General features: G+C 40.1%; 18 protein-coding genes. 8 read left to right on the forward strand and 10 right to left on the reverse strand.

Features of this window, described 5'->3' with window-relative positions; all coding sequences use genetic code 11:
• Window positions 1–249 precede the first annotated feature (249 nt).
• Both BUE31_RS15295 and BUE31_RS15300 read left to right on the forward strand, forming a co-directional pair.
• Window positions 250–906 (forward strand): HAD family hydrolase, encoded by a 657-nt coding sequence (locus BUE31_RS15295; RefSeq protein WP_073404671.1) that lies wholly within the window; start codon window positions 250–252, stop codon window positions 904–906.
• A gap of 61 nt (window positions 907–967) precedes the next feature.
• Complete coding sequence (locus tag BUE31_RS15300) at window positions 968–1735, forward strand: hypothetical protein (protein ID WP_073404672.1); 768 nt, start codon at window positions 968–970, stop codon at window positions 1733–1735.
• A 171-nt stretch (window positions 1736–1906) separates the two neighbouring features.
• On the opposite strand, the gene BUE31_RS15305 is transcribed toward BUE31_RS15300, so the two are convergent.
• The 3 genes from BUE31_RS15305 to BUE31_RS15315 form a co-directional block, all read right to left on the reverse strand.
• A complete protein-coding gene (locus tag BUE31_RS15305; protein WP_073404673.1) occupies window positions 1907–2623 on the reverse strand; it encodes an SDR family NAD(P)-dependent oxidoreductase in 717 nt (238 codons plus the stop codon).
• Window positions 2624–2652: 29 nt separating this feature from the next.
• Window positions 2653–3864, reverse strand: a complete 1212-nt coding sequence (gene lysA / locus BUE31_RS15310; protein ID WP_073404674.1) for a diaminopimelate decarboxylase — start codon at window positions 3862–3864, stop codon at window positions 2653–2655.
• 135 nt (window positions 3865–3999) lie between these two features.
• Window positions 4000–5310: an aspartate kinase gene (locus BUE31_RS15315; RefSeq protein ID WP_073404675.1), complete on the reverse strand. Its 1311-nt coding sequence runs from the start codon at window positions 5308–5310 to the stop codon at window positions 4000–4002.
• Window positions 5311–5540: 230 nt separating this feature from the next.
• On the opposite strand from BUE31_RS15315, the gene BUE31_RS15320 reads away from it, so the two are divergent.
• From BUE31_RS15320 to BUE31_RS15330, 3 genes are all read left to right on the forward strand, one after another.
• Window positions 5541–5747 carry a hypothetical protein gene (locus BUE31_RS15320; protein WP_073404676.1) on the forward strand — a complete coding sequence of 69 codons (207 nt, stop codon included), beginning with the start codon at window positions 5541–5543 and terminating at the stop codon, window positions 5745–5747.
• Complete coding sequence (locus tag BUE31_RS15325; RefSeq protein WP_073404677.1) at window positions 5737–6066, forward strand: type II toxin-antitoxin system RelE/ParE family toxin; 330 nt, start codon at window positions 5737–5739, stop codon at window positions 6064–6066. Before BUE31_RS15320 ends, BUE31_RS15325 begins: the two co-directional genes overlap by 11 nt.
• Window positions 6067–6331: 265 nt before the next feature.
• A complete protein-coding gene (locus BUE31_RS15330; RefSeq protein WP_073404678.1) occupies window positions 6332–7741 on the forward strand; it encodes an alpha-L-fucosidase in 1410 nt (469 codons plus the stop codon).
• A gap of 391 nt (window positions 7742–8132) precedes the next feature.
• Here the strand turns inward: BUE31_RS15330 and BUE31_RS15335 are convergent, their stop codons facing one another.
• Together BUE31_RS15335 and BUE31_RS15340 are read right to left on the reverse strand one after the other, a co-directional pair.
• Window positions 8133–8633: an isoprenylcysteine carboxyl methyltransferase family protein gene (locus BUE31_RS15335; protein ID WP_073404679.1), complete on the reverse strand. Its 501-nt coding sequence runs from the start codon at window positions 8631–8633 to the stop codon at window positions 8133–8135.
• A gap of 99 nt (window positions 8634–8732) precedes the next feature.
• Window positions 8733–9785, reverse strand: coding sequence for a type III polyketide synthase (locus BUE31_RS15340; RefSeq protein ID WP_073404680.1), 1053 nt, complete (start codon window positions 9783–9785; stop codon window positions 8733–8735).
• Between the two features lie 215 nt (window positions 9786–10000).
• Between BUE31_RS15340 and BUE31_RS15345 the strand changes: the two genes are divergently transcribed.
• Window positions 10001–10891 (forward strand): Rpn family recombination-promoting nuclease/putative transposase, encoded by an 891-nt coding sequence (locus BUE31_RS15345; protein ID WP_073404681.1) that lies wholly within the window; start codon window positions 10001–10003, stop codon window positions 10889–10891.
• Between the two features lie 89 nt (window positions 10892–10980).
• On the opposite strand, the gene BUE31_RS15350 is transcribed toward BUE31_RS15345, so the two are convergent.
• Window positions 10981–14010 carry a glycosyltransferase family 117 protein gene (locus tag BUE31_RS15350; RefSeq protein ID WP_073404682.1) on the reverse strand — a complete coding sequence of 1010 codons (3030 nt, stop codon included), beginning with the start codon at window positions 14008–14010 and terminating at the stop codon, window positions 10981–10983.
• 291 nt (window positions 14011–14301) lie between these two features.
• Here BUE31_RS15350 and BUE31_RS15355 point away from each other — a divergent pair, with 291 nt between their 5' ends.
• Entirely contained in the window at window positions 14302–14991 is a 690-nt protein-coding gene (locus BUE31_RS15355; protein ID WP_073404683.1) for a TapB family protein, read from the forward strand.
• Here BUE31_RS15355 and BUE31_RS31070 read toward each other — a convergent pair.
• From BUE31_RS31070 to BUE31_RS15370, 4 genes are all read right to left on the reverse strand, one after another.
• Window positions 14988–15164, reverse strand: a complete 177-nt coding sequence (locus BUE31_RS31070) for a hypothetical protein (RefSeq protein WP_159440694.1) — start codon at window positions 15162–15164, stop codon at window positions 14988–14990. The two genes, BUE31_RS15355 and BUE31_RS31070, sit on opposite strands and share 4 nt — an antisense overlap.
• 199 nt (window positions 15165–15363) lie before the next feature.
• A complete protein-coding gene (locus BUE31_RS15360; RefSeq protein ID WP_073404684.1) occupies window positions 15364–16236 on the reverse strand; it encodes a Cif family virulence factor in 873 nt (290 codons plus the stop codon).
• A 127-nt stretch (window positions 16237–16363) separates the two neighbouring features.
• Window positions 16364–17827 carry a cysteine--tRNA ligase gene (gene cysS / locus BUE31_RS15365; protein WP_073404685.1) on the reverse strand — a complete coding sequence of 488 codons (1464 nt, stop codon included), beginning with the start codon at window positions 17825–17827 and terminating at the stop codon, window positions 16364–16366.
• A 172-nt stretch (window positions 17828–17999) separates the two neighbouring features.
• Window positions 18000–18956 carry an isopenicillin N synthase family dioxygenase gene (locus BUE31_RS15370; protein ID WP_410503997.1) on the reverse strand — a complete coding sequence of 319 codons (957 nt, stop codon included), beginning with the start codon at window positions 18954–18956 and terminating at the stop codon, window positions 18000–18002.
• A gap of 191 nt (window positions 18957–19147) precedes the next feature.
• On the opposite strand from BUE31_RS15370, the gene BUE31_RS31075 reads away from it, so the two are divergent.
• The coding region (locus BUE31_RS31075) for a DUF6600 domain-containing protein (protein WP_073404687.1) at window positions 19148–20445 on the forward strand (1298 nt) is incomplete at its 3' end.

Here is a 20445-nt window from a genome sequence, read left to right on the forward strand (position 1 = left end):
TTGATTAAAATAACGAAGCCGATAGAGCCAAAACGTGGTGGATAATTGGTGAGTTGGAATTATCCGGATCAGCGTAATCTTAACAATCAGCTAAAATCTGTGCTTCATCTTCCGTCTTCAGGACTTTATCGACTTTCAGACTTTTCCCAACTAATCTCTGGTCTCCAGCCTCTAATCTCTAATTATTAAATACTATTTTTGCCCGAAAACGATGCCTGTTATATAAACAGGGTCAGCTAATTTGTATAAATGAAGGCCTTTATTTTCGACCTTAACGGCACCATGATTGATGATATGACCTATCACACCAAAGCATGGCAAACTCTTTTAAATGATGAACTGGGTGGTAATTTTACCTGGGATGAAGTAAAACCGCAGATGTATGGAAAAAACCCCGAAGTGCTGGTAAGGATGTTTGGTCCCGACCGTTTTACTTTGGATGAGATGAATCACCTATCGTTAGAAAAAGAAAAAAAATACCAGGTTGAATTTTTACCGCATCTAAAGCTTTTACCCGGCTTGAATGAATTTTTAGAAAACGCTTATCAGCGGGGGATCCCTATGGCAATAGGTTCGGCCGCTATTCCTTTTAATATCGATTTCGTGTTGGATAACCTTAACATCAGGCATTATTTTAAAGCTATTGTGAGTGCGGACGACGTATTTTTAAGCAAGCCTCACCCCGAAACTTATTTAAAAGCGGCAGCCTTATTAAACACAACACCAACCGATTGTATAGTATTTGAAGATGTACCCAAGGGTGCTGAATCAGCGGAAAATGCGGGTATGAAAGCTGTGGTTATCACAACAACCCATCAACCGGAAGAATTTGATTACCTGCAAAATGCATTATGCTTTGCAAAGGATTTTGAGGATGAAGTTGTGAAGAGCCTAATTGTTCTTTAGCAAGCCAAATAATTATCAAGCGACCAAATATATTGTATATTAGTGCGTTTTAGCCTATAATATGAACATTAAAAATCTACTAACGTTATTCGGTATTGGTGTATTATTTGCTTCATGCTCGCATGTTTATACACCTGCGCTTTATCACCAGGATATAGCTTATCAGCCAAAACCAACCTCGTTTGATACGGCCAAATCTTTAACCTATGTTTCCGCAGGGTTAGGCGCATATAACAATACAAATTATAATGATTTTTTGGTAAGCGGGCAATTAAATGTAAGCCGCGGCCATGTTTTTGATAATTTCAACGTTGCCTATGGCGGTTTTGCTGTTTTTGGCGATTATCAGAATGGCTCAAATGATAAAACCAAGCCAAATTACTTTAGCGATAAATTTTTTGGAGCAGTAGGTGGCAGGTTTTCAGCCAATGCTTTTGTAACAACAGGCAGAACAGATTTTAGGTTTATTGGTGTGGAAGCTGCTTACAGTCATGAGTTTGGAGCGTATGCCGATTTCAGGAAATCAATAAACGCACAGGGAGGCTATTATGTTGATCCCCGGACTGATTTGTTTTCTATTGGCTTAACAACGGAAGTGATCTTCCATAACCGCGATGACAATACTTTTCAGCATGGCATCCGTGGCTTTTTAGGCACAACGGTTGGCCACAACAATTTGGATGATACCTATTATAGCAACCAGGATGCAACTACGAGGATGTTCCGCAAGATTTTCCCGAAAGCCAGCTACTTTATAACTTTTAAAAACTACTTCGGAACTTTTGAGGTTGGGAGCAATGTTTTTGTAAGATTTGGGTATAAGTTTTAGGTTAGTGATTAGAGACTGGAGGTTAGATGCCCTTGTTGGTGTTGTCACCAACAAGTAGGATGAAGCCTTTGAATGAGTTATGCATTTGGATACACACCATAAGCATCATGTTTTGTTGGTGACAACACCAACAAAGGCGAAATGTCTCCTATATCTGATTCCTGCTTTTTATTAAAGATTTTTGTGAATAGCTTTAGGTAAGATCCAAAACAAAAACGCAATGATCCGCCAACGTTTGGTGATGTAAACTACATCCCTTTTATTTTTAATGGCTTTATAAATTTGGAGCGCAGCCTTTTCAACGGAGGCTACCCAAAACAGATTCTCGCCTGCAGCCATAGCCGTATCAACAAAGCCCGGACGGAGATCGGTAATATAAATTGGCAGCTTTGTGCTTTTTGCTTTTTGCCTTAAACCTTCCAGGTAATTTATTTGATAAGCTTTTGATGCAAAATAGGCCGGAGCCTGCCTGCTTCCCCTGATACCGGCAATAGAAGTAATAGCTACAAAATGGCCGAAGCTTTGCTTTTGGAAAAAATTAAAGGCCCAGTTTGCAATCGCTGTAAAACCTGCAACATTTAAGGTATTTATTTCCTGCTCAATTGTAGTATCAAGCGCAGGGTTAATTTTCCCTGTTCCGGAGCTTAAAACCAGCAGGTCCAATCCTCCAAGCTCATCAGTTAGTTGCTTTAATTTTAGCGGTACTGCGGCAATATCAGTCACATCAAAAACAGACACAATAAATTGTTCGGGGTTGGAGGCCTGCAGATTCAGCAACAGCTGATCCCTCCTGCCGGTTATGCCAACTTTGTAACCATTGGCAGCCAGCAGAACAGCAAGCTGATGGCCAATACCGGATGAAGCGCCTACAACTATTGCTTTTTTCATGCTCAATAAACTGTTAAGTTGTTAATTTATTACTCTTCCGAGTAAACACTTCCTACCCTGTCTCTTAAGTTATATCCCGAGGCCATTACTTCTCCGTAAGCGCCCGCAGTACGAACAGCTATCAGATCACCCCTAAATGATTCCGGCAGATCCACATCCTTCTGAAAACAATCAGTGCTTTCACAAATCGGGCCAACTACATCGTATTTATAGATTTGAGACACGAGATTTGAGATTTGAGATTCTTCACTTTCGGACTTTCCGACTTCCGGACTTTCGGACTTCCTACTCAAATTCTCTATCAAATGATAAGCCTGGTAAAGCATCGGGCGGATCAGTTCAGTCATCCCGGCATCTAAAACAAGAAAGTTTTTCTTTTGACCATTTTTAACATAAAGTACTCTTGAAATCAATGATGCACTTTGGCCAACCAATGCCCTGCCTAATTCAAAATGAACTTCCTGGCCTGGTTTCACATTCAAAAACTGTTTAAAAACTTTAAAGTAGCTTTCAAAATCACTGATGCTGTTGGTATCGGGGTTTTGGTAATCAATACCGAGTCCACCGCCGGTATTCAGCACCTTTATGGTAAAGCCGCGGTCTTCAAACCAATCCTGGATCTCGTTAATACGGGTACAAAGATTTTTGTAAACCTCCATATCCGTAATTTGTGAGCCAATATGAAAATGGATGCCTAAAAATTGCAGGTTAGGGCAGTTACGCAGCGCCTCAGCCACTTCAGGAAGTTGCCAGGTGTTAATGCCGAATTTATTTTCATCAAGCCCGGTAGTTATAAAATGATGTGTATGAGCGTCAACATTCGGGTTGATGCGGATAGCAATTTTGGCAATCTTGTTTTTGGCTTTAGCCAGGTCGTTTATAACGATCAGTTCCTGAACCGATTCGGCGTTAAAGCAAAAGATATCCTCGTCAAGGGCAAGGTTTATTTCTTTGTCTGATTTACCCACACCTGCAAAAACCACATTTTCTTTACCAAAGTTATGTGCAATAGCAGCCTTCACTTCATTACCGCTAACACAATCGGCCCCAAAACCATACTCCCTGATAATATCCAGAACCTTTGGATTAAAATTGGCCTTCATAGCGTAATGCACATGAAACCCATATTTTGATGATGCAGTACGGCAAGCCTCTAATGTTTGGCGCAAAACATCAAGGTGATAGTAATAGAAGGGTGTTTCTAATTGCTGAAAACGAGTTATGGTATTTGTATTGAACATCTTTTATCTTATTTATTGGGAGGATATTGAATTGCAAGCTGATCTGTGTAGCTCAAAGTTTGCTTCGTACCCCGCAATGACGCATGGTAAATTATAAATTAAAAAAATCCGAAATCGAAATTCCGACTTCCGAAATTAAAACAGCCTGTTATGTAAACTTCTTAGTATTTCCACCTTATCACCGGTGCTGATCAGTAACGACATGTTGTGATCGCTGCCACCATATGAGATCATCCGGATAGGGATGTGTTTTACGGCTTCCAGCACACGGGCGGCATAGCCATGTTTTTCGGCCCCAAAATCGCCTACTACGCAAATAATGGTTTGATCTGTATCAATGTCAACTGTACCGAAAGCTAAAAGCTCATTTTTTATATCTTCCAGGTAAGTTGTATCATCAATTGTTAATGATACGGCAACCTCCGAAGTGGTGATCATATCAATTGATGTTTTATAGCGCTCAAAAACCTCAAAAATGCGGCGTAAAAAGCCATGGGCTAAAAGCATCCGGCTCGACTGGATCTTGATAGCTGTAATATCATCTTTGGCAGCTATTGACTTGATCCCGTCTTTCTGGCTGGCATCTGATATCAAAGTTCCCTGGGCATCAGGCTCCATCGTATTCAGAAGCCTAACCGGGATCTTATATTTTTGAGCAGGGAATACGCTTTGCGGATGAAGGATCTTCGCACCGAAATAAGCAAGCTCTGCCGCTTCATCAAACGAAAGCTGCGCTATGGGCTTTGTGCCTTTAACAATCCGCGGATCGTTATTGTGCATCCCGTCAATATCCGTCCAGATCTGCACCTCTTCACTGCGGATGCCCGCCCCTATTAATGATGCAGTGTAATCGCTGCCGCCACGGCGCAGGTTATCAATCTCGCCAAAGCTGTTGCGGCAGATATAGCCTTGTGTAATAAATAAATTATTGTCAGGGTATTTATCCAGCAAAGGCGTTAAGTGAGTGGTTATGTAATCAACAATCGGCTCGCTATCCTCGTCTGTCTTCATAAAATCAAGTGCAGGCAGCAATACCGACTGCACACCGATCTCTTTCAGATAAACATGGTATAAGGTTGTTGAAAGCAGTTCGCCCTGTGCCAGTATCACCTTTTGTTCAATTGATGTAAACAGGTCGTTGGCCAGGTTGCTAAGTAATGCAAAGTGGTAATCAATAACTTCTTTACCCTGTTCTAAGTATTCAGGATTAGCAAATAATTTCCTTATAAAACTTTCGTATTTATCCTTTAGGGCCGCTATAAGGGTTGATGCTTTACTTTTATTTCCTTCCAGGTAAGCATTTCCTATTTCAACCAAACTGTTTGTTGTACCGGATACGGCTGATAATACCACGATCTGCCTTTGGGCCGGATCAATAATATCCAGCAGTTTTTTCATCCTTTCAGGACTCCCTACAGATGTTCCGCCAAATTTTAAAACCTTCATTTTTATTCCTCTTAACCACAAATTGACTGCTATTATTCTATCAATTTTGAGGCGCTAAAAATAAGATTTTAAACCGTTTATAGCTATAGGTAAGCGAAATAAAGTTTGGAACCTGTACATTGAAAGCTCTTAACGCCAAAGAATATATTGCAATAAATATAAATGGCATTAGTAAATAGTACAATTTGTTTTATCAAATATAAATCATTCATTTTTACTTAACTTTGAATATGAAAGTATTACTGGACATACAGGATAACAAGGCGCATCACCTAATGGAGGTACTGAAAGGTTTATCGTATGTAAAAACGCAAACACTTACTCCATATAAAGCCAAAGTACTGGAAGACGTTAAAGAAGCTGTGGAGGAAATGAAATTAATTAAAGCGGGTAAGCTAAAAGCGAGAAACGCAGAAGACTTATTTAATGAGCTATAAGGTAAAAATCACGCCCAAGTTTGAGAAAGAGTTAAAACGTTTGGCTAAAAAATACCCTTCGATTAGAATTGAGTACCCTGAACTAGTCAACAGCCTTAAAGAAAACCCAACTCAAGGGGTATCAATTGGCAATAATTGTTATAAAATAAGGTTATCAATTACTTCAAAAGGAAAAGGGAAATCGGGTGGAGCCAGAGTCATTGCCTGCTTACAAATTTTAGATACAGTGGTTTACCTCTTAACAATTTATGACAAAAGCGATCAGGAAAATATACCCGCAAAAGAACTCGCTGAGCTTTTAAGATACATATCTGAGTAAGTCTTCTTCAAAATCTATCTTAATATAATTTACCTAACTTTTGCTTTTACACTGCTAACCGGAGCTGGCGTCTTAACAGCACTACCCGTTCAATCATTAAGCTTCTGCACCCTTTCCGAAAAAAGTAAATAGCATCTTATGGAAAGCTGTATAAGACCATTGGTTATATAAAATGCACGGTTGGTTAGCCTAAAGATCCGGCGAGATAAAAGAAATACTTTTTCGAGTGTGCTCCACCTTTTCTGAATTTTTATAGATTTGAAACATGAATAAAAAACTGGTAATTTTTATACTTATTTTTTCTTTTGGGTATTTATATACTGCTAATGCCCAACCTGCTGCTTCATCAAAAACCGGACTTCCGCTTGCACAGCTTCAGCAGCAATTTGTTGACCTTCGTTTTGGAATGTTTATCCATTTTAACATTCCAACCTATATGAACCAGGATTGGCCCGATCCGGATGCATCACCATCTATATTTAATCCCACAAAATTAAACTGCGATCAGTGGGCCAAAGCGGCTAAATCTGCCAATATGAGCTATGGCTGTTTAACAACCAAGCACCATAGCGGTTTCTGCATTTGGGATACCAAAACAACCGACTATAATGTAATGAACAGCCCCTTAAAAAAGGATGTGGTACGGGAGTTTACAGATGCTTTTAGAAAAAACGGCTTAAAAGTGATGTTATATTATTCCATACTGGATACACACCACCGCCTGCGCCCCAATATGATAAACCGCAAGCATATTGATATGGTGAAAGCCCAGATAACCGAGCTATTGAGCAATTACGGTGAAATTTCTGCCCTGATAATTGATGGATGGGATGCGCCATGGTCGCGCATCAGCTATGATGATATCCCGTTTGAAGATATTTATAAGCTGATAAAATCATTACAGCCAAACTGCGTGTTGATGGATCTGAACGGCGCCAAATACCCGGCTGAAGGCTTATATTACAGTGATATAAAAACTTACGAAATGGGTGCAGGTCAGCGTGTATCAAAAGAAAGCAACCGCATGCCTGCTTTGGCTTGCTTGCCTATTCAAAAAGCATGGTTCTGGAAAACAACCTTCCCTACCGAACCGGTTAAGGATGCGGCGAAACTGGTTAACGAAACCATTATCCCTTTAAACAATGTTGATTGTAATTTTATATTGAATGTAGCGCCAAACCGCGACGGCTTATTTGATGATAACGCACTGGCAGCATTAAAAGAGATCGGTAAATTGTGGCATAATGAAGGTCCGGTTAAAAAGCTGCCCGAACTGGATGCCCCTATCATTTCAACAAACATTGCCAAAAAACAGCCGTCAAGCTCAAGCTGGGCCGATGACAGCAACATAATGGACCAGGCTAATGATGATGACTTCACAACTTCATGGATCTCAAACCCTACTGTTGAGAAACCCTGGTATGAAATAGATTTTGACCGAGACAAAGCTTTTAACGCCATCAGCATTGCTGAAGAGAAGGCCAATATCAGTAATTATCGCCTGGAATATTTTTCAAATGGCCAATGGAAACCCTTATTTAATGGCGAAAACAGCAAACGCGTAAAAGTTAACCGTTTTGACAGGGTTTGGGGCAGCAAAGTAAGGATGTGGATAGATAAATCAGATCGCCAGGCATCAATTGCTGAGTTTGGAGTTTATGATGAGGCGCGTTAGTGATTAGAGGTTAGAGATCAGTTGGATTTTTTTAAATGCCGGTAAAACTGGTCTCTAATTTCTAATTAAGAGTGTTCGAAAGATTTATAATCCTTCATTTTCATTGCCACAACGTTAAAAAAATTACCAGAGGCGTAGCCTCGACCTATATTGTAACAACGGATTTTAATCCGTTGGCTATAAAAAGCAGATAAAAAAGAACCATAGGTTCGGTCCGTATAACTGCGTGCAAAATGGTAAATGCTTCCGGAGATCAATATACATCGTGCCGACGGCACTGCGGACGTGTGGTATGATAGTTCTCAACGGGTTGAAACCCGTTGTTACAAAATGTATCGAGCCGAAGGCTCTTACTGTAGGGGACAACAAATCTTTCGAACACTCATAATCTCTAATCCCTAACATCCGCCCAAACCTTGTTTTCTACTGTTATCCTTACACTTAACATGGCCGCATTCAACACCGTAAAAATTACTGCGGTATAATACAGATGAAATACCAGCGGGATGAATGCTATCTCGCAAACCACCTCCATATAGTTAGGATGTTTTAAAAATTTATAGGGACCGCGTTTTACAGGGTAAACACCCGGGATCCGGTAAATCTTAGTGTTCCAGTATTTTCCCAATGATGATAGCGCCCAAAACTTAAACAATAAAACTGCTAAAAATATGCCCAGGAAAATCCAGCTGATCTCTGTTCTGCCCCTTAAATTATACTCTGCTATAATTGAGACGATGAACAGCGTATGCATAGCAATCATGAACGGGTAATGGCTTTGCCCGTACTGAACTGCCCCCTGGCTTAATAACCATTTCTCATTCCGACGTGCTATAAGCAATTCCGAAAGCCGTTGGATTATCAGTAATGATATGAAGATGGTGAAGTACATGTTTTAGTTGATTATGTTGAGTGAGTGAGTGGTTGATTAAGTTGTTTTGGCCGGGCCTTAATATTGAGTTGCAAACTTAATCAACCCAATCTAACTTACTCAACTAACCTTCAACAGCACCATTTCGCTCGAAAAGCCGGGGCCCATGGAAAGCATCAGACCATAGCCTTTTTCAAAACCTTCGCGCATAAATTTTTCGAGTACGTATAATACAGTTGCGCTGGACATATTGCCGTAGTTATTCATTACCTCACGGGTTGTTTTCAGGAAGTCGCCTTCAACGCCCAAGGTATCCTGGTAAGCATCAAGTACTTTCTTACCGCCGGGATGAAAAATAAAATTCTTTATATCGCTCATTTTTAGCTGGTGTTTTGATAAAAACTCGTCGATATCTTCTTTAATATGTTCTTTGATAAATGTGGGAATATCTTTTGAAAACAACACTTTAAAACCAGTATCCTGGAAATCCCAGCCCATTACTTCCAGTGAATTATAATACAATTTACTTGATGACCCAACGTAGGTAACCTCATTATTATGCTTATGATTATCTCCCTTTATAATACAGGCTGCTATCCCATCGGAAAACAGACTGGACCCGATAAAATTACTTTTACTGTAATCGCTTTTTATTAAGGTTAATGAACAAAGTTCAACTGCTATAAGCAACACCACAGCATCCGGATTAGCCTTCGCTACTGTATTTGCCTTTGCCATGCCGGATACTCCCCCACCGCAGCCAAGTCCCCACAAAGGCGAACGGTTAACATGCGGATTGAGCCTCATTTTATTAATGATCATACCATCCAGGCTTGGCGTAGCAAGGCCGGTTGTTGAAACAAAAAGAATGTCGGTAATATCTTCTTTAGTTATACCTGCTTTGGCAATACAATCTTCTGTGGCCTGTACTGAATAATCCAGGGCTGTTTTTATGTACTCGTTATTCCGCTCCTCAAAAGTGTTCGGTTTTTCGTAATAACTGAGTGGTTTACAAAAGTTACGGTATTTGATCTCTGTATTATCAAACGCAAAGATCAGGCGCTTTGCTTCAGGGAAGTTCTTCGAAAATAGCTCCAACGCCTGCTTTCTGGCTTCTGTCTGTTCTGTTTTATAAGGCAGATCTATTTTTGCTGTTGCTGCTATAAAGGGCATATATGTTTATTTATATGTACGTAGCCATTAACATGCCAGTTGCTTCATAGTGGGAAAATAAATAGGAAGAGTTTACATATATAACACGAAGCAGATAAAATTAACATTAATAACATTGTATGTTCTTTTAAACCGAATAGTCTAAAAAAATCTTATTTCATTGATCTACACCTTGAACTATTTGCCTTTTGCTACATTTGGATTAATCTTATAGAATGAAACGTAATGACTTACTTTGGAAGGCTGCTTTAGAAGATCTGTTTGATGATTTTCTACGTTTCTTTTACCCTAATGCTGATGAGTTGTTTAATCTCGACAAGGGCTTTGAATATTTGGATAAAGAATTGGATCAGCTTTTTCCTCCTGATGCAGATATTTATGCGCCACGATATGTAGATAAGCTGGTAAAAGTATTTACAAACAAAGGAGAAGAAGAATGGATTCTGATTCACATAGAAGTCCAGAGCAATAGTGACAAGAATTTTGCTAAACGAATGTTTCAATATTATTACCGTATCCTTGATCAGTACAACAAGCCTATTACAGCTTTTGCCATCTTTGCTGATACCAGCAAAAACTTTCATCCTAAATATTATGAAAGAGATTTTTTAGGAACGCGTGTATATTATAGCTACAATACTTACAAAATTACTGAGCAGAATGACGTTGAACTTGAAGCTAGTAATAATCCTTTTGCAATGGCCATACTTTCAGCCAAACTAGCCATTTCCCGTCAATCGTTGGATGATCAGCGTTTGTTTGATCTGGCTTATGATTTAGCTAAACGCCTATTAAACAAAAAGATGCCAAAAGACAAAATACGCAAAGTGATGAACTTTCTGCGTCATTATCCGCGTTTTGAAAACCCGGAAATGTTTTCTAAATTTGAAAAAGAGATTAGTATCTTAACGGAAGGGAGTACCACAATGGGGATAGAAGAGTTTTTATTAGATCAAGCAAAAAAAGAAGGCCTCGAGAAGGGCATTGAAAAGGGCATTGAAAAAAACACAATAGACACTGCGTTAAAAATGAAAGAAAGTGGTCTGGATCTCAGTCTTATCTCCAATATTACCGGGCTTTCAATCAAAAAGATTGAGAAGTTATAGTAAAACATATAATGAAGTTAAACCAATAACTAAAAAAGTCCTTGTATCACTACAGGGACTTTTTTAATTCTGAAATCAGATATATTTTTTTATCGCATCAAAACAGCAAACTTATTACTATAATCTTTTAGCTGGGCCTGCAATTGTTTATTGAGTTCCATTTCATTATTGTTCCGTGTAGTATCGGCCATTCCGTTTAACAACTGTACGCCAAGCTGAACGGTATGCAAATCGATATTTGGCTTGTTATCTTTCAGCAGGCTGTAGTTATAGTCAAGCTGATCAGCAATAAAATTGGCAACACCTTTTATATATTTGGTACCCAAAGCCTTATCACCAAGGTTATACGCATTCTCTGCCAGGAAAAACTTTTGTGCGGCGGTATCAATGTCCGGGTTAATATCCGGCATTTTCTCATCAAATTTATGAACGGCTTTTAATGCAAGGTCGCGGCGCCCATCCTTTATAAGACCTTGCGCAAGGTCATTAAAGGTGACTTCCATTGTAAGATAAAACTGGGTTAATGCTACATCATCCAGGTATTTTGCTTTTTTATAGTTCCCGAATTTGAATTTATTCACCACATTATTATACATCACCAGGCTATTGGTTTTTGTGCCTTGCCCGGCTGATTTATCGGTTTCTTGTTTAAACGGGATCAAATGATAAACAAATCCTTCCTTGTACAGGTAAGGTTGCAGCCCAAACATACTTTCGGGGCCCATGGTTGTGGTAAAGCAAACAGGCCGTTCCCATTTGTTATGGGCTAGTATATCAATCATGGCCAGGTTATCTTTGGTTACATAATTTGAGTTATATTTCCATTCCATAACATTAGCCAGCTGATCCTTTTGTTCGGGAGTAACTACGCCATTTTTAACCACTTCGTCAGGGTTAATGGTCAGCTTAAAGTTTTTGGTTGGCAGATAATTCAGTACATCACCGCTTTGATAAGTTACTTTGGTGCGGCTATCATCTGATGTTATAAAATCAAAAACATCCTTCACCTCAACTGATCCGGGGATCTTGGCATCATTAAAATAGATCACATCCCTTGTGCCGGCCTTATACTTATCAAAAGGAAGCGTAACCGGCAAAGGAGCCGATTGATTCATTTTCTTCTGCATTTGATGAATATACCAATCGCCGCTAAACAGGCTCATACAAACAATGCGTACATCGGGCCTTATGCCTTCAACCTCCTGGTCGTACCATAAAGAGTAAGTGTCATTATCGCCATTCGTAAACAGGATTGCATTTTTAGGGCACGATATTAAATAATTGTAAGCCATATCATGCGGGATAGTTTTGGTTGACCGGTCATGCCCCTTCCACTCTTTAAACGCCAGCAGCACCGGTACTGCAAGCATACAAATAGCGAATGAGCCTATTGCGGCAACCCTTGCATTCAGCTTTATACGGGCAATTTCGGCAAGGGCAATTACACCCAGGCCTATCCATATAGCAAATGCGTAAAATGAACCAACGTAAGAGTAATCGCGTTCCCGGGGCTGGATGGAATTTTGGTTCACATATAGCACAATAGCTATTCCGGTGAAAAAGAAAAGCAAACCAATTACCAGCGCATCACGTTTTTTGCGTTTAAAATGATAGACCGCACCCAATAAACCCAATATAAATGGCAAGGCATATAAAGGCGCATAATTGGGTCCCTGTGTTATTGATTTTGGCAGATGTTTGGAGTCGTCAAAAATGCCGCTTGTCCAGTTGCCGTTAACATCTTCCGAGCTAAACTGCCCGTTCATTTGATTATAACGGCCAACAAAGTTCCACAAAAAGTAGCGGGCATACATCTGGTACATCTGCCAGCTGAACATCCATTTCAGGTTGTCGGCAAAGGTAGGTGCCTGTCCGTCGGCCAGTTGCAGCCATTGTTTATAAAATTGTGCGTTCTGCGCATAATACGGGTCTGATTCTGTGCTCCACATACGTGGCAAAAAGGTGGTATGGTCATATACGTAATCAGACTTTTTACCGGCGCTTTCATATTTTGTTTTCCCTCTTTGATAAATGGTATTTCCGTCTTTTTGATCAATAATTTTGGCATCAAAATATGGCCCTGATAACAATGGGGTTTCGCCGTATTGAATTCTGTTAAGGTAGCTGTATAACGTAAAAGCATTATCAGGGTGTGAATTATTCAGATCAGTATTGGCCGTGGCCCTTATGGGGATATAGACAAACGAGCTATAGCCGAAATAGATAAAGGCAACACACAAAAGCGCCAGGTTTAACATTGGTTTTTTACGGTGGATACTGTACCAGATACCCGCCGCAATTACTCCCATTAACAATAAAAAGAAGAATGCAGCACCGCTGCCAAAGCCCATTCCTAACGTGTTTACAAAAAACAAATCGGCCCAGGCGGCAAAATATATGGTGTATCCGCGGATACCAAACTGAACCAGCCCAAGGATAACAATACTGATTAAAAACGCAATGATCCCGCGTTTAACCGTAATGTTATTATACCTGCGAAAATAGTAAACCATGGCAATTGCCGGGATGGTTAACAGGTTAAGCAGGTGGATGCCTATTGAAAGGCCAACTATGTAAGCAATAAGTACTATCCATTTATCGGCGCCGGCTTCGTCTGCATGGGCTTCCCATTTTAATATCGCCCAAAAAACAATTGCCGTACATAAGGATGAAAGTGCAAATACAATGGTTTCAACAGCCGAGAACCAAAAGGTATCGGTATAAGTAAACGCCAATGCGCCTACTAACCCTGCACCCATAACTAAATAAAGGTGTGAATTACCGGTTTCTTCTCCCCTGCCGTTCAGCATTTTTTTGGCCAATGCTGTTATCGTCCAAAATAAAAACATAATGGTTGCCCCGCTGGCCAATGCCGACATTAAATTGGTAAAGTATGGCACCTTAGCATTGTTGCCAAATGATAAAAGCGAAAAAGCTTTGCCCAACATGGCAAATAATGGATAACCGGGCTGGTGCGAAACCTGCAAACGGTAAGCACAGGAGATAAATTCGCCGCAATCCCAAAAGCTTACAGATGGCTCTAAAGTAAGGATGTAGGTTGTTGATGCTATTGTAAAGCAAAGCCAGCCTAAAAGGTTATTGATCTTTTTGTAATGCATGGAGATGATGTGTAAAGTTTGTTCAAATTTTTAGTTGATTGGAGCCCCACCTAAATCCTCCCCGGTAGGGAGGACTTGTTGAAAGCAATTTCAGCCTAATTTTTCAATCCTCATTAAAATTTAACACCCCTTAACATACTTTAACAAAAAACCGGGTTGATTTAACATTTGAGAAACCGTCAGTCATTTTTTGGAATGTAAACACTGACATACAAATAGTTAACTTTAAATTCAGTAAACAATTGCCTAAATTTGTTGTATTATATTTTTATAAACTTTAACCATCATATCATGAAAAAAATTATCACCACCTTTTTATGCCTGGTTACTTTTGTAGCAATAGGCACAGCACAAACATGCGATCAATTTATTAGCGCCGGCAACGGTAAAAAATTCGTTTACAGTAATTTAGATACGAAAGGCAATAAACAGGGCACATTAAGCTACTCCTCTGTAAAAAAAGATGCATCAACCTTAACCTATCACAGTGAGGTGACAGATAAGAATGGTAAAGCAGTAGGTGGCGGCGATTTTGATATAAGCTGTAACGGCACGGCAATTAAAATGGATATGAAATCATTTGTACCGGCTGCTTCAACAAAGCAGTTCAGCAATATGCAGATGGAAGGCGATGGAAAATACCTTACTTATCCGCTTAATCTTAAAACAGGCGACAAGCTTGAAGATGGTTCGGCAACAATTACCGTAAATAATAATGGCAGTAAATTTTCAGAAATGCAAATTAATTTAACCAACAGGACGGTTGAAGGAAGTGAGTCTGTACAAACTAACGCCGGTACATTTGATTGTTTTAAAATAACTTATGATTCGTACTTCAAGGTTAAAGTTATGGGGATTGGCATACCTCTTAATATGAAAGTAACGGAGTGGTTTTCGCCAAAGCTGGGACGCTTCGTAAAATCAGAAACTTATAGAAAGGATAAGCTTGCCGGCAGTATGATACTTGAATCAATCAATTAAGCTACCTGTTTCTTTTTAAGCTCTTCTATTTTGTTATCAATAATTTGAATAGATTGCTGAAGCGTATTTACATAGGGATTTGTTTGATGATCGTTGTTTCCGTTCATCATTAAATAATTAAGAATTTCGGTAATTCTTTCTTTTGATCGCTGAAATTTATTTAAATCGGCCATAACCAAATTATTTAACCAGCCCTTTTACGGCTTAGGTTACATAACAGTTCCAAAAGCTTATCAACAATAGTGATTTTATTAACATTGTAACACAAATGCTACATAACGAGCAGATCATCAACAATATCTACATAATAATAAAAGCCGGCATTACAACACCGGCTTTTATTATTATGTGCAAATATTTAAAAAGTTTAAATTATTCGTTTTCAATTGCTGAAAATGCTTCTAATAAAACATTCCATTTGTGGTTTTTACCAAGTTCCCAAATGCGAACGTAGTTAAAGTTGCTAACTATGTTCCCTTTTTGAATGCGGGCTTTTCCATAGGTATAAGCCAGGTCATTACTGGTTGAACGGCCGCCGTTAACTGTTTGTGCGCTGATGGAGATCCCTTCATTATCAATAAATTTCATTACCTGGTCTTGCCCGGTTAATGGCTCAAAGCCCGGAAAGTAGTAATGCCCTTCAAGGCTTAAAAACTCTTTATAGGTTGCCATTGCCGAAATTGTTAATGAATGATTAAACAACTCGTCAGTAGCCAGGATTATTTTTTTACCATTAAACGGATCTTTGCTTGGAGCAACTCTCTTATCCGGCTCGGGGCTTCTAAAATCAGTTAAGGTTTGTTTTTCAGGCTCGGGATGCTGTATACCAAGGTCAATCAATAACTTTAATTTACCTTCGCTATCATTACGCCATATGGAAACATAATCGCCAAATACTTTATCATCATCAGTTTTACCGTTTTGATAAATGTATGGGCCGGCAGTAAATGCAAGATCGCCATTGCCAGAGATACGGGCAAAATCAGGCTTCCAGCTTAATGAACCGGCCTGCCTGTCAATATTGTTATAAAACTCTGTAATATTAACAGCGTCAGGCTTAAAAACAATACCTTCAGGGTCAGCAACAGTTAAAAATGCGTTTTTTATACCTTTTCGCTCAACCAGCTTATTAAAATTTTTCTCGGCATCTATAACCTTATTTACATCAACAGGTTCTGTAGTTTGTGCAATTGACACTTTATTTAAGCCGATCAATATAATTACGGCTAATAGTATTTTTTTCATTCTTTTTTATAGATATGTGGGCAAATTTATAATAATTTATCAGGCGGCAGTTTATAAAATCAAATCTAACAAAATGAAATAACTTAATTTACGATGGCATGATGAACATGTAACGCAATATAAACAATTAAATTTTACTCCAGTTTGTACCTTCTTTGCTATCATTTAACTGAAAGCCTATTTGCTGCAGGCCATTCCTTATTTTATCTGATGTGGCATAATCATGGTTAGCCTTAGCTTCGTTCCTTAACGTAACAACAAGGTTTAATATTTTGGGCAGATCATCATTTGCAGCCTGTTCATTTTTTAAACCTAACACATCAAGTACAAATATGTTCATCAGTTTTTTCAGGATCTGCAGATTTGACTCATCAATTTTCATTTTACCATCATGAACAGAATTAATAATGCGTGATGCTTCAAATAGCTCGGCAATTAATACAGGGCTGTTAAAATCATCGTTCATAGCTGCGTAGCAACGATCAAACAATGGTTGTATTTCAACATCAGTAGTTGACGATGCCTTTAAACCATCAAGCAAACCAAATGCATTCATTAATCGCTTAAAACCTTTTTCGGATGCTTCCATAGCATCGTTACCAAAATCAAGTGTGCTGCGATAATTGGCCTGCAGCATAAAGAAGCGAACCGTCATTGGACTATACCCTTTTTTCAGGATAGAATTTTCGCCCGAAAAAAGCTCATGCGGTAAAAAGCTATTACCTAATGATTTTGACATTTTTTGGCCATTTACCGTAAGCATATTGGTGTGCAGCCAATAATTTGCAGGGTTTTTACCGCAGGCTGCTACATTTTGGGCAATTTCATTGGTATGGTGGGTTGGCGCCAGGTCAATCCCGCCACCATGGATATCAAATTGCTCGCCCAGGTATTTATTGCTCATTGCCGAGCATTCCAGGTGCCAGCCAGGGAAACCAACGCCCCATGGCGACGGCCATTTCATCAAATGCTCAGGTTTGGCTTTTATCCACAGGGCAAAATCAAGTTTACCGCGTTTGTCATCCTGACCGCCAAGTGTACGGGTATTGTTTAGCAGATCTTCAAGGTTTCTGCCATTCAAAATACCATAGTCCTGCGTTTTGTTATATTTTTCAACATCAAAGTAAACAGAACCGTCTACCTCATAAGCATAACCTTTATCAATAATGGTTTTTACCATTTCAATTTGCTCAATAATATGTCCGGTTGCGGTAGGCTCAATACTTGGCGGCAGGATATTAAAGATCTGCATTACATCATGAAAGCCTACGGTGTACTTCTGTACAATTTCCATAGGTTCAAGCTGGGCTATTTTAGCTTTTTTTGAGATCTTATCTTCTCCTTCATCCCCGGCATCGCCTTCAAGGTGCCCGGCATCGGTAACATTGCGCACATAACGTACTTTATATCCCAGGTGAGTAAGGTAACGAAATATCAGGTCGAAAGAAATATAGGTACGGCAATTGCCCAGGTGTACATCGCTATAAACCGTAGGCCCGCAAACATACATCCCGACATGGGGTGGATTCAGCGGTTCAAATTTTTCTTTTTTGCGTGTTAAAGTGTTGTAAACAAACAAATTTTGTTCCATGGGCGCAAACTTACGTTTTTAAGGTTAAAGGCGAAAGGTTAACGGTAAAAGGTTTTGAATATCGAATGACGAAGTTTAAGGTTAAAGGCGAAAGGATAAAGGTAAAAGGCTTTTACCTTTCACCCTTTACCTTTATCCTTTCACCTCTTTTAAAGAGCCTTTCAGCTTTAACCTATTTCTTCAACCCAATTTCTCTTAGTCTTTCGTCAAGGTACTCACCTGCGGTTATATCCTCGTATTGTTTTGGATGATCCTTGTCAATACACTGCGGCAGGCAGGTTAGGTCCATAGCTGCTTTTGGATGCAGAAAGAACGGCACTGAATAGCGGGAGTTTCCCATCAGTTCGCGCGGAGGGTTTACCACACGGTGCGTGGTCGATTTTAGCTCGTTATTGGTTAAGCGTTGCAGCATATCGCCAACGTTAACTACCAAATCTTCGCCATGGGCCTTCACCGGGAACCATGTATTATGGCGGGTAAGCACCTCCAGCCCATCTGCGCTGGCGCCAATTAGCAGGGTGATCAGGTTGATATCTTCATGTGCACCTGCCCGTACTGCATCATCAGGCAATGCATCCGGATCAGCAATAGGAAAATAATGCAGCGTACGAAGAATGGAGTTTCCGTTATGTACTTTATCATCAAAATAATTCTCAGGCAGGTTTAGGTAAACCGCAATCGCTCTTAATAAATGTTGCCCTATCCATTCCAGTTTTTTATATACCTGAAAGGTGGTTTCATTAAAGGTTGGCAGTTCATCAACTATTAAATTGTCCGGGTATTCGGCCTTAAGCTGCGGATCGTCAGTTACTGTTTGGCCTATTTGCCAAAACTCTTTTAAATCCGGAGCGGTAAAGCCTTTGGCCGTTTCCTTTTGTTTCCCGGTATATCCGCGCTGACCGGCAAGCTCCGGGTCTTCATATTTTAATTTAACAGCATCAGGCAGTGCAAAAAGCGCTTTAACGTCTTCATACAACTTATCAATCAGCTGCTTATCCAAACCATGATTGGTAATGGTTACAAAACCTGTTTCGTTAAATGCTTTCCCAATATCGTCCGAAAATTGTTTGCGTTGTTCGCCATCGCCTTCCGTGTATAAATTCAAATCAAGTCTCGGAATGTTTACCATGTTTATTGTGTTTAATTATCCTGTAAAACTATCTAATTTAAAAATAGTTGTAAAAAAAATATACAAATAAGGTTTATATATAAAACAATATGCTAGGCTTTACCTTTTATATTATCTACAGTCATACCAACTATAGATCTATAAAAAAGGTAAATCCAGGTATTATAAGTACCTGATAAAGATTAATAACCATGAAAATATTAAATAAAATATGGGGAGCGGGCTTATTAGCCATCCTGCTTTTATTAGCAGCCCCCAAGCAGAGCAAGGCCCAGGGAGGCGAGTATATTTCAGACCAGGAGTTTTATGATGACCTGGAACCCGATGGTACCTGGGTAAGCGACCCGCGATATGGTAATGTATGGATTCCTAATGCTGAAGAAGGTTTCAGGCCTTATGCTACACGCGGGCATTGGGTTATGACAGATTATGGCAATACCTGGGTATCAGATTACCGCTGGGGATGGGCAACATTCCATTATGGCCGCTGGCGTTATGATGATTATTACGGATGGGAATGGATTCCCGGCCATGAATGGGCACCTGCATGGGTTAACTGGAGACACGGTGGTGGCTACTACGGATGGGCCCCTCTAATGCCAGGTATAAGCATAAGCATTTCAATTGGCGGTGGATACCGTGCGCCTGATAATTACTGGGTATGCGCCCCGCAGCGATACATAAACAGGCCAAATATTTATAACTATTATGTGCCGCAGCAAAGGGCTGTTACCATTATACATAACACCACTATTATTAATAACACTTATATTAATAATAACACAACTTATATTGCCGGCCCGCGTGTGCAGGATATAAGGCGGGTTACCAATCAAAATGTTCAGGTCTATAAGATCAATAACGTTAACAGCCCCAGTAATGTGAGGATCCAGAATAATACGGTTAACATTTACAGGCCGGCAGTTAATAAAGCACCGGATGCACGCCCTTCTCGCGTAGTTGATGGCAATGCATACAGGCAGCAAAACCCTAACCAGGCAATTGCACGCAGAAGTACCGGTGGCTCGGCTGCGTTTAATCATACTAATGCCGACAGATTGGCACAGGTGGCAAGGAACCCAAAGCCAGATAATAAGATTGTACGTGTTAACCCGGTTAATGCCAGGCCGGCACAAGCTGCAAACAGGCCAGCTCCGGCTCAGGAGGGCAACAAGCCCGGGCAGCCGGTAAACAAACCGAACCCGGCCCAGCGGGATAACCGCCAGACACAACCGGCAAACGGACAACGCCCTGCAAGTGGTGTTCAACCGCAACAGCAGGCTACCCAACGCGGAGCGCAACAGGCTCAGCAAAAGCAGCAACAAGCCGCACAACAGGCTCAGCAAAAGCAGCAACAGGCTACTCAACGCGGAGAACAGCAGGCCCAGCAAAAACAGCAACAGGCTACTCAGCAAGCAGCACAACAGGCTCAGCAACGTCAGCAGCAGGCTACCCAACGCGGAGCACAACAAGCTCAGCAAAAGCAGCA

This window comes from Mucilaginibacter sp. OK098 (genome assembly GCF_900142915.1).
In the GTDB taxonomy this organism is placed as follows: domain Bacteria; phylum Bacteroidota; class Bacteroidia; order Sphingobacteriales; family Sphingobacteriaceae; genus Mucilaginibacter.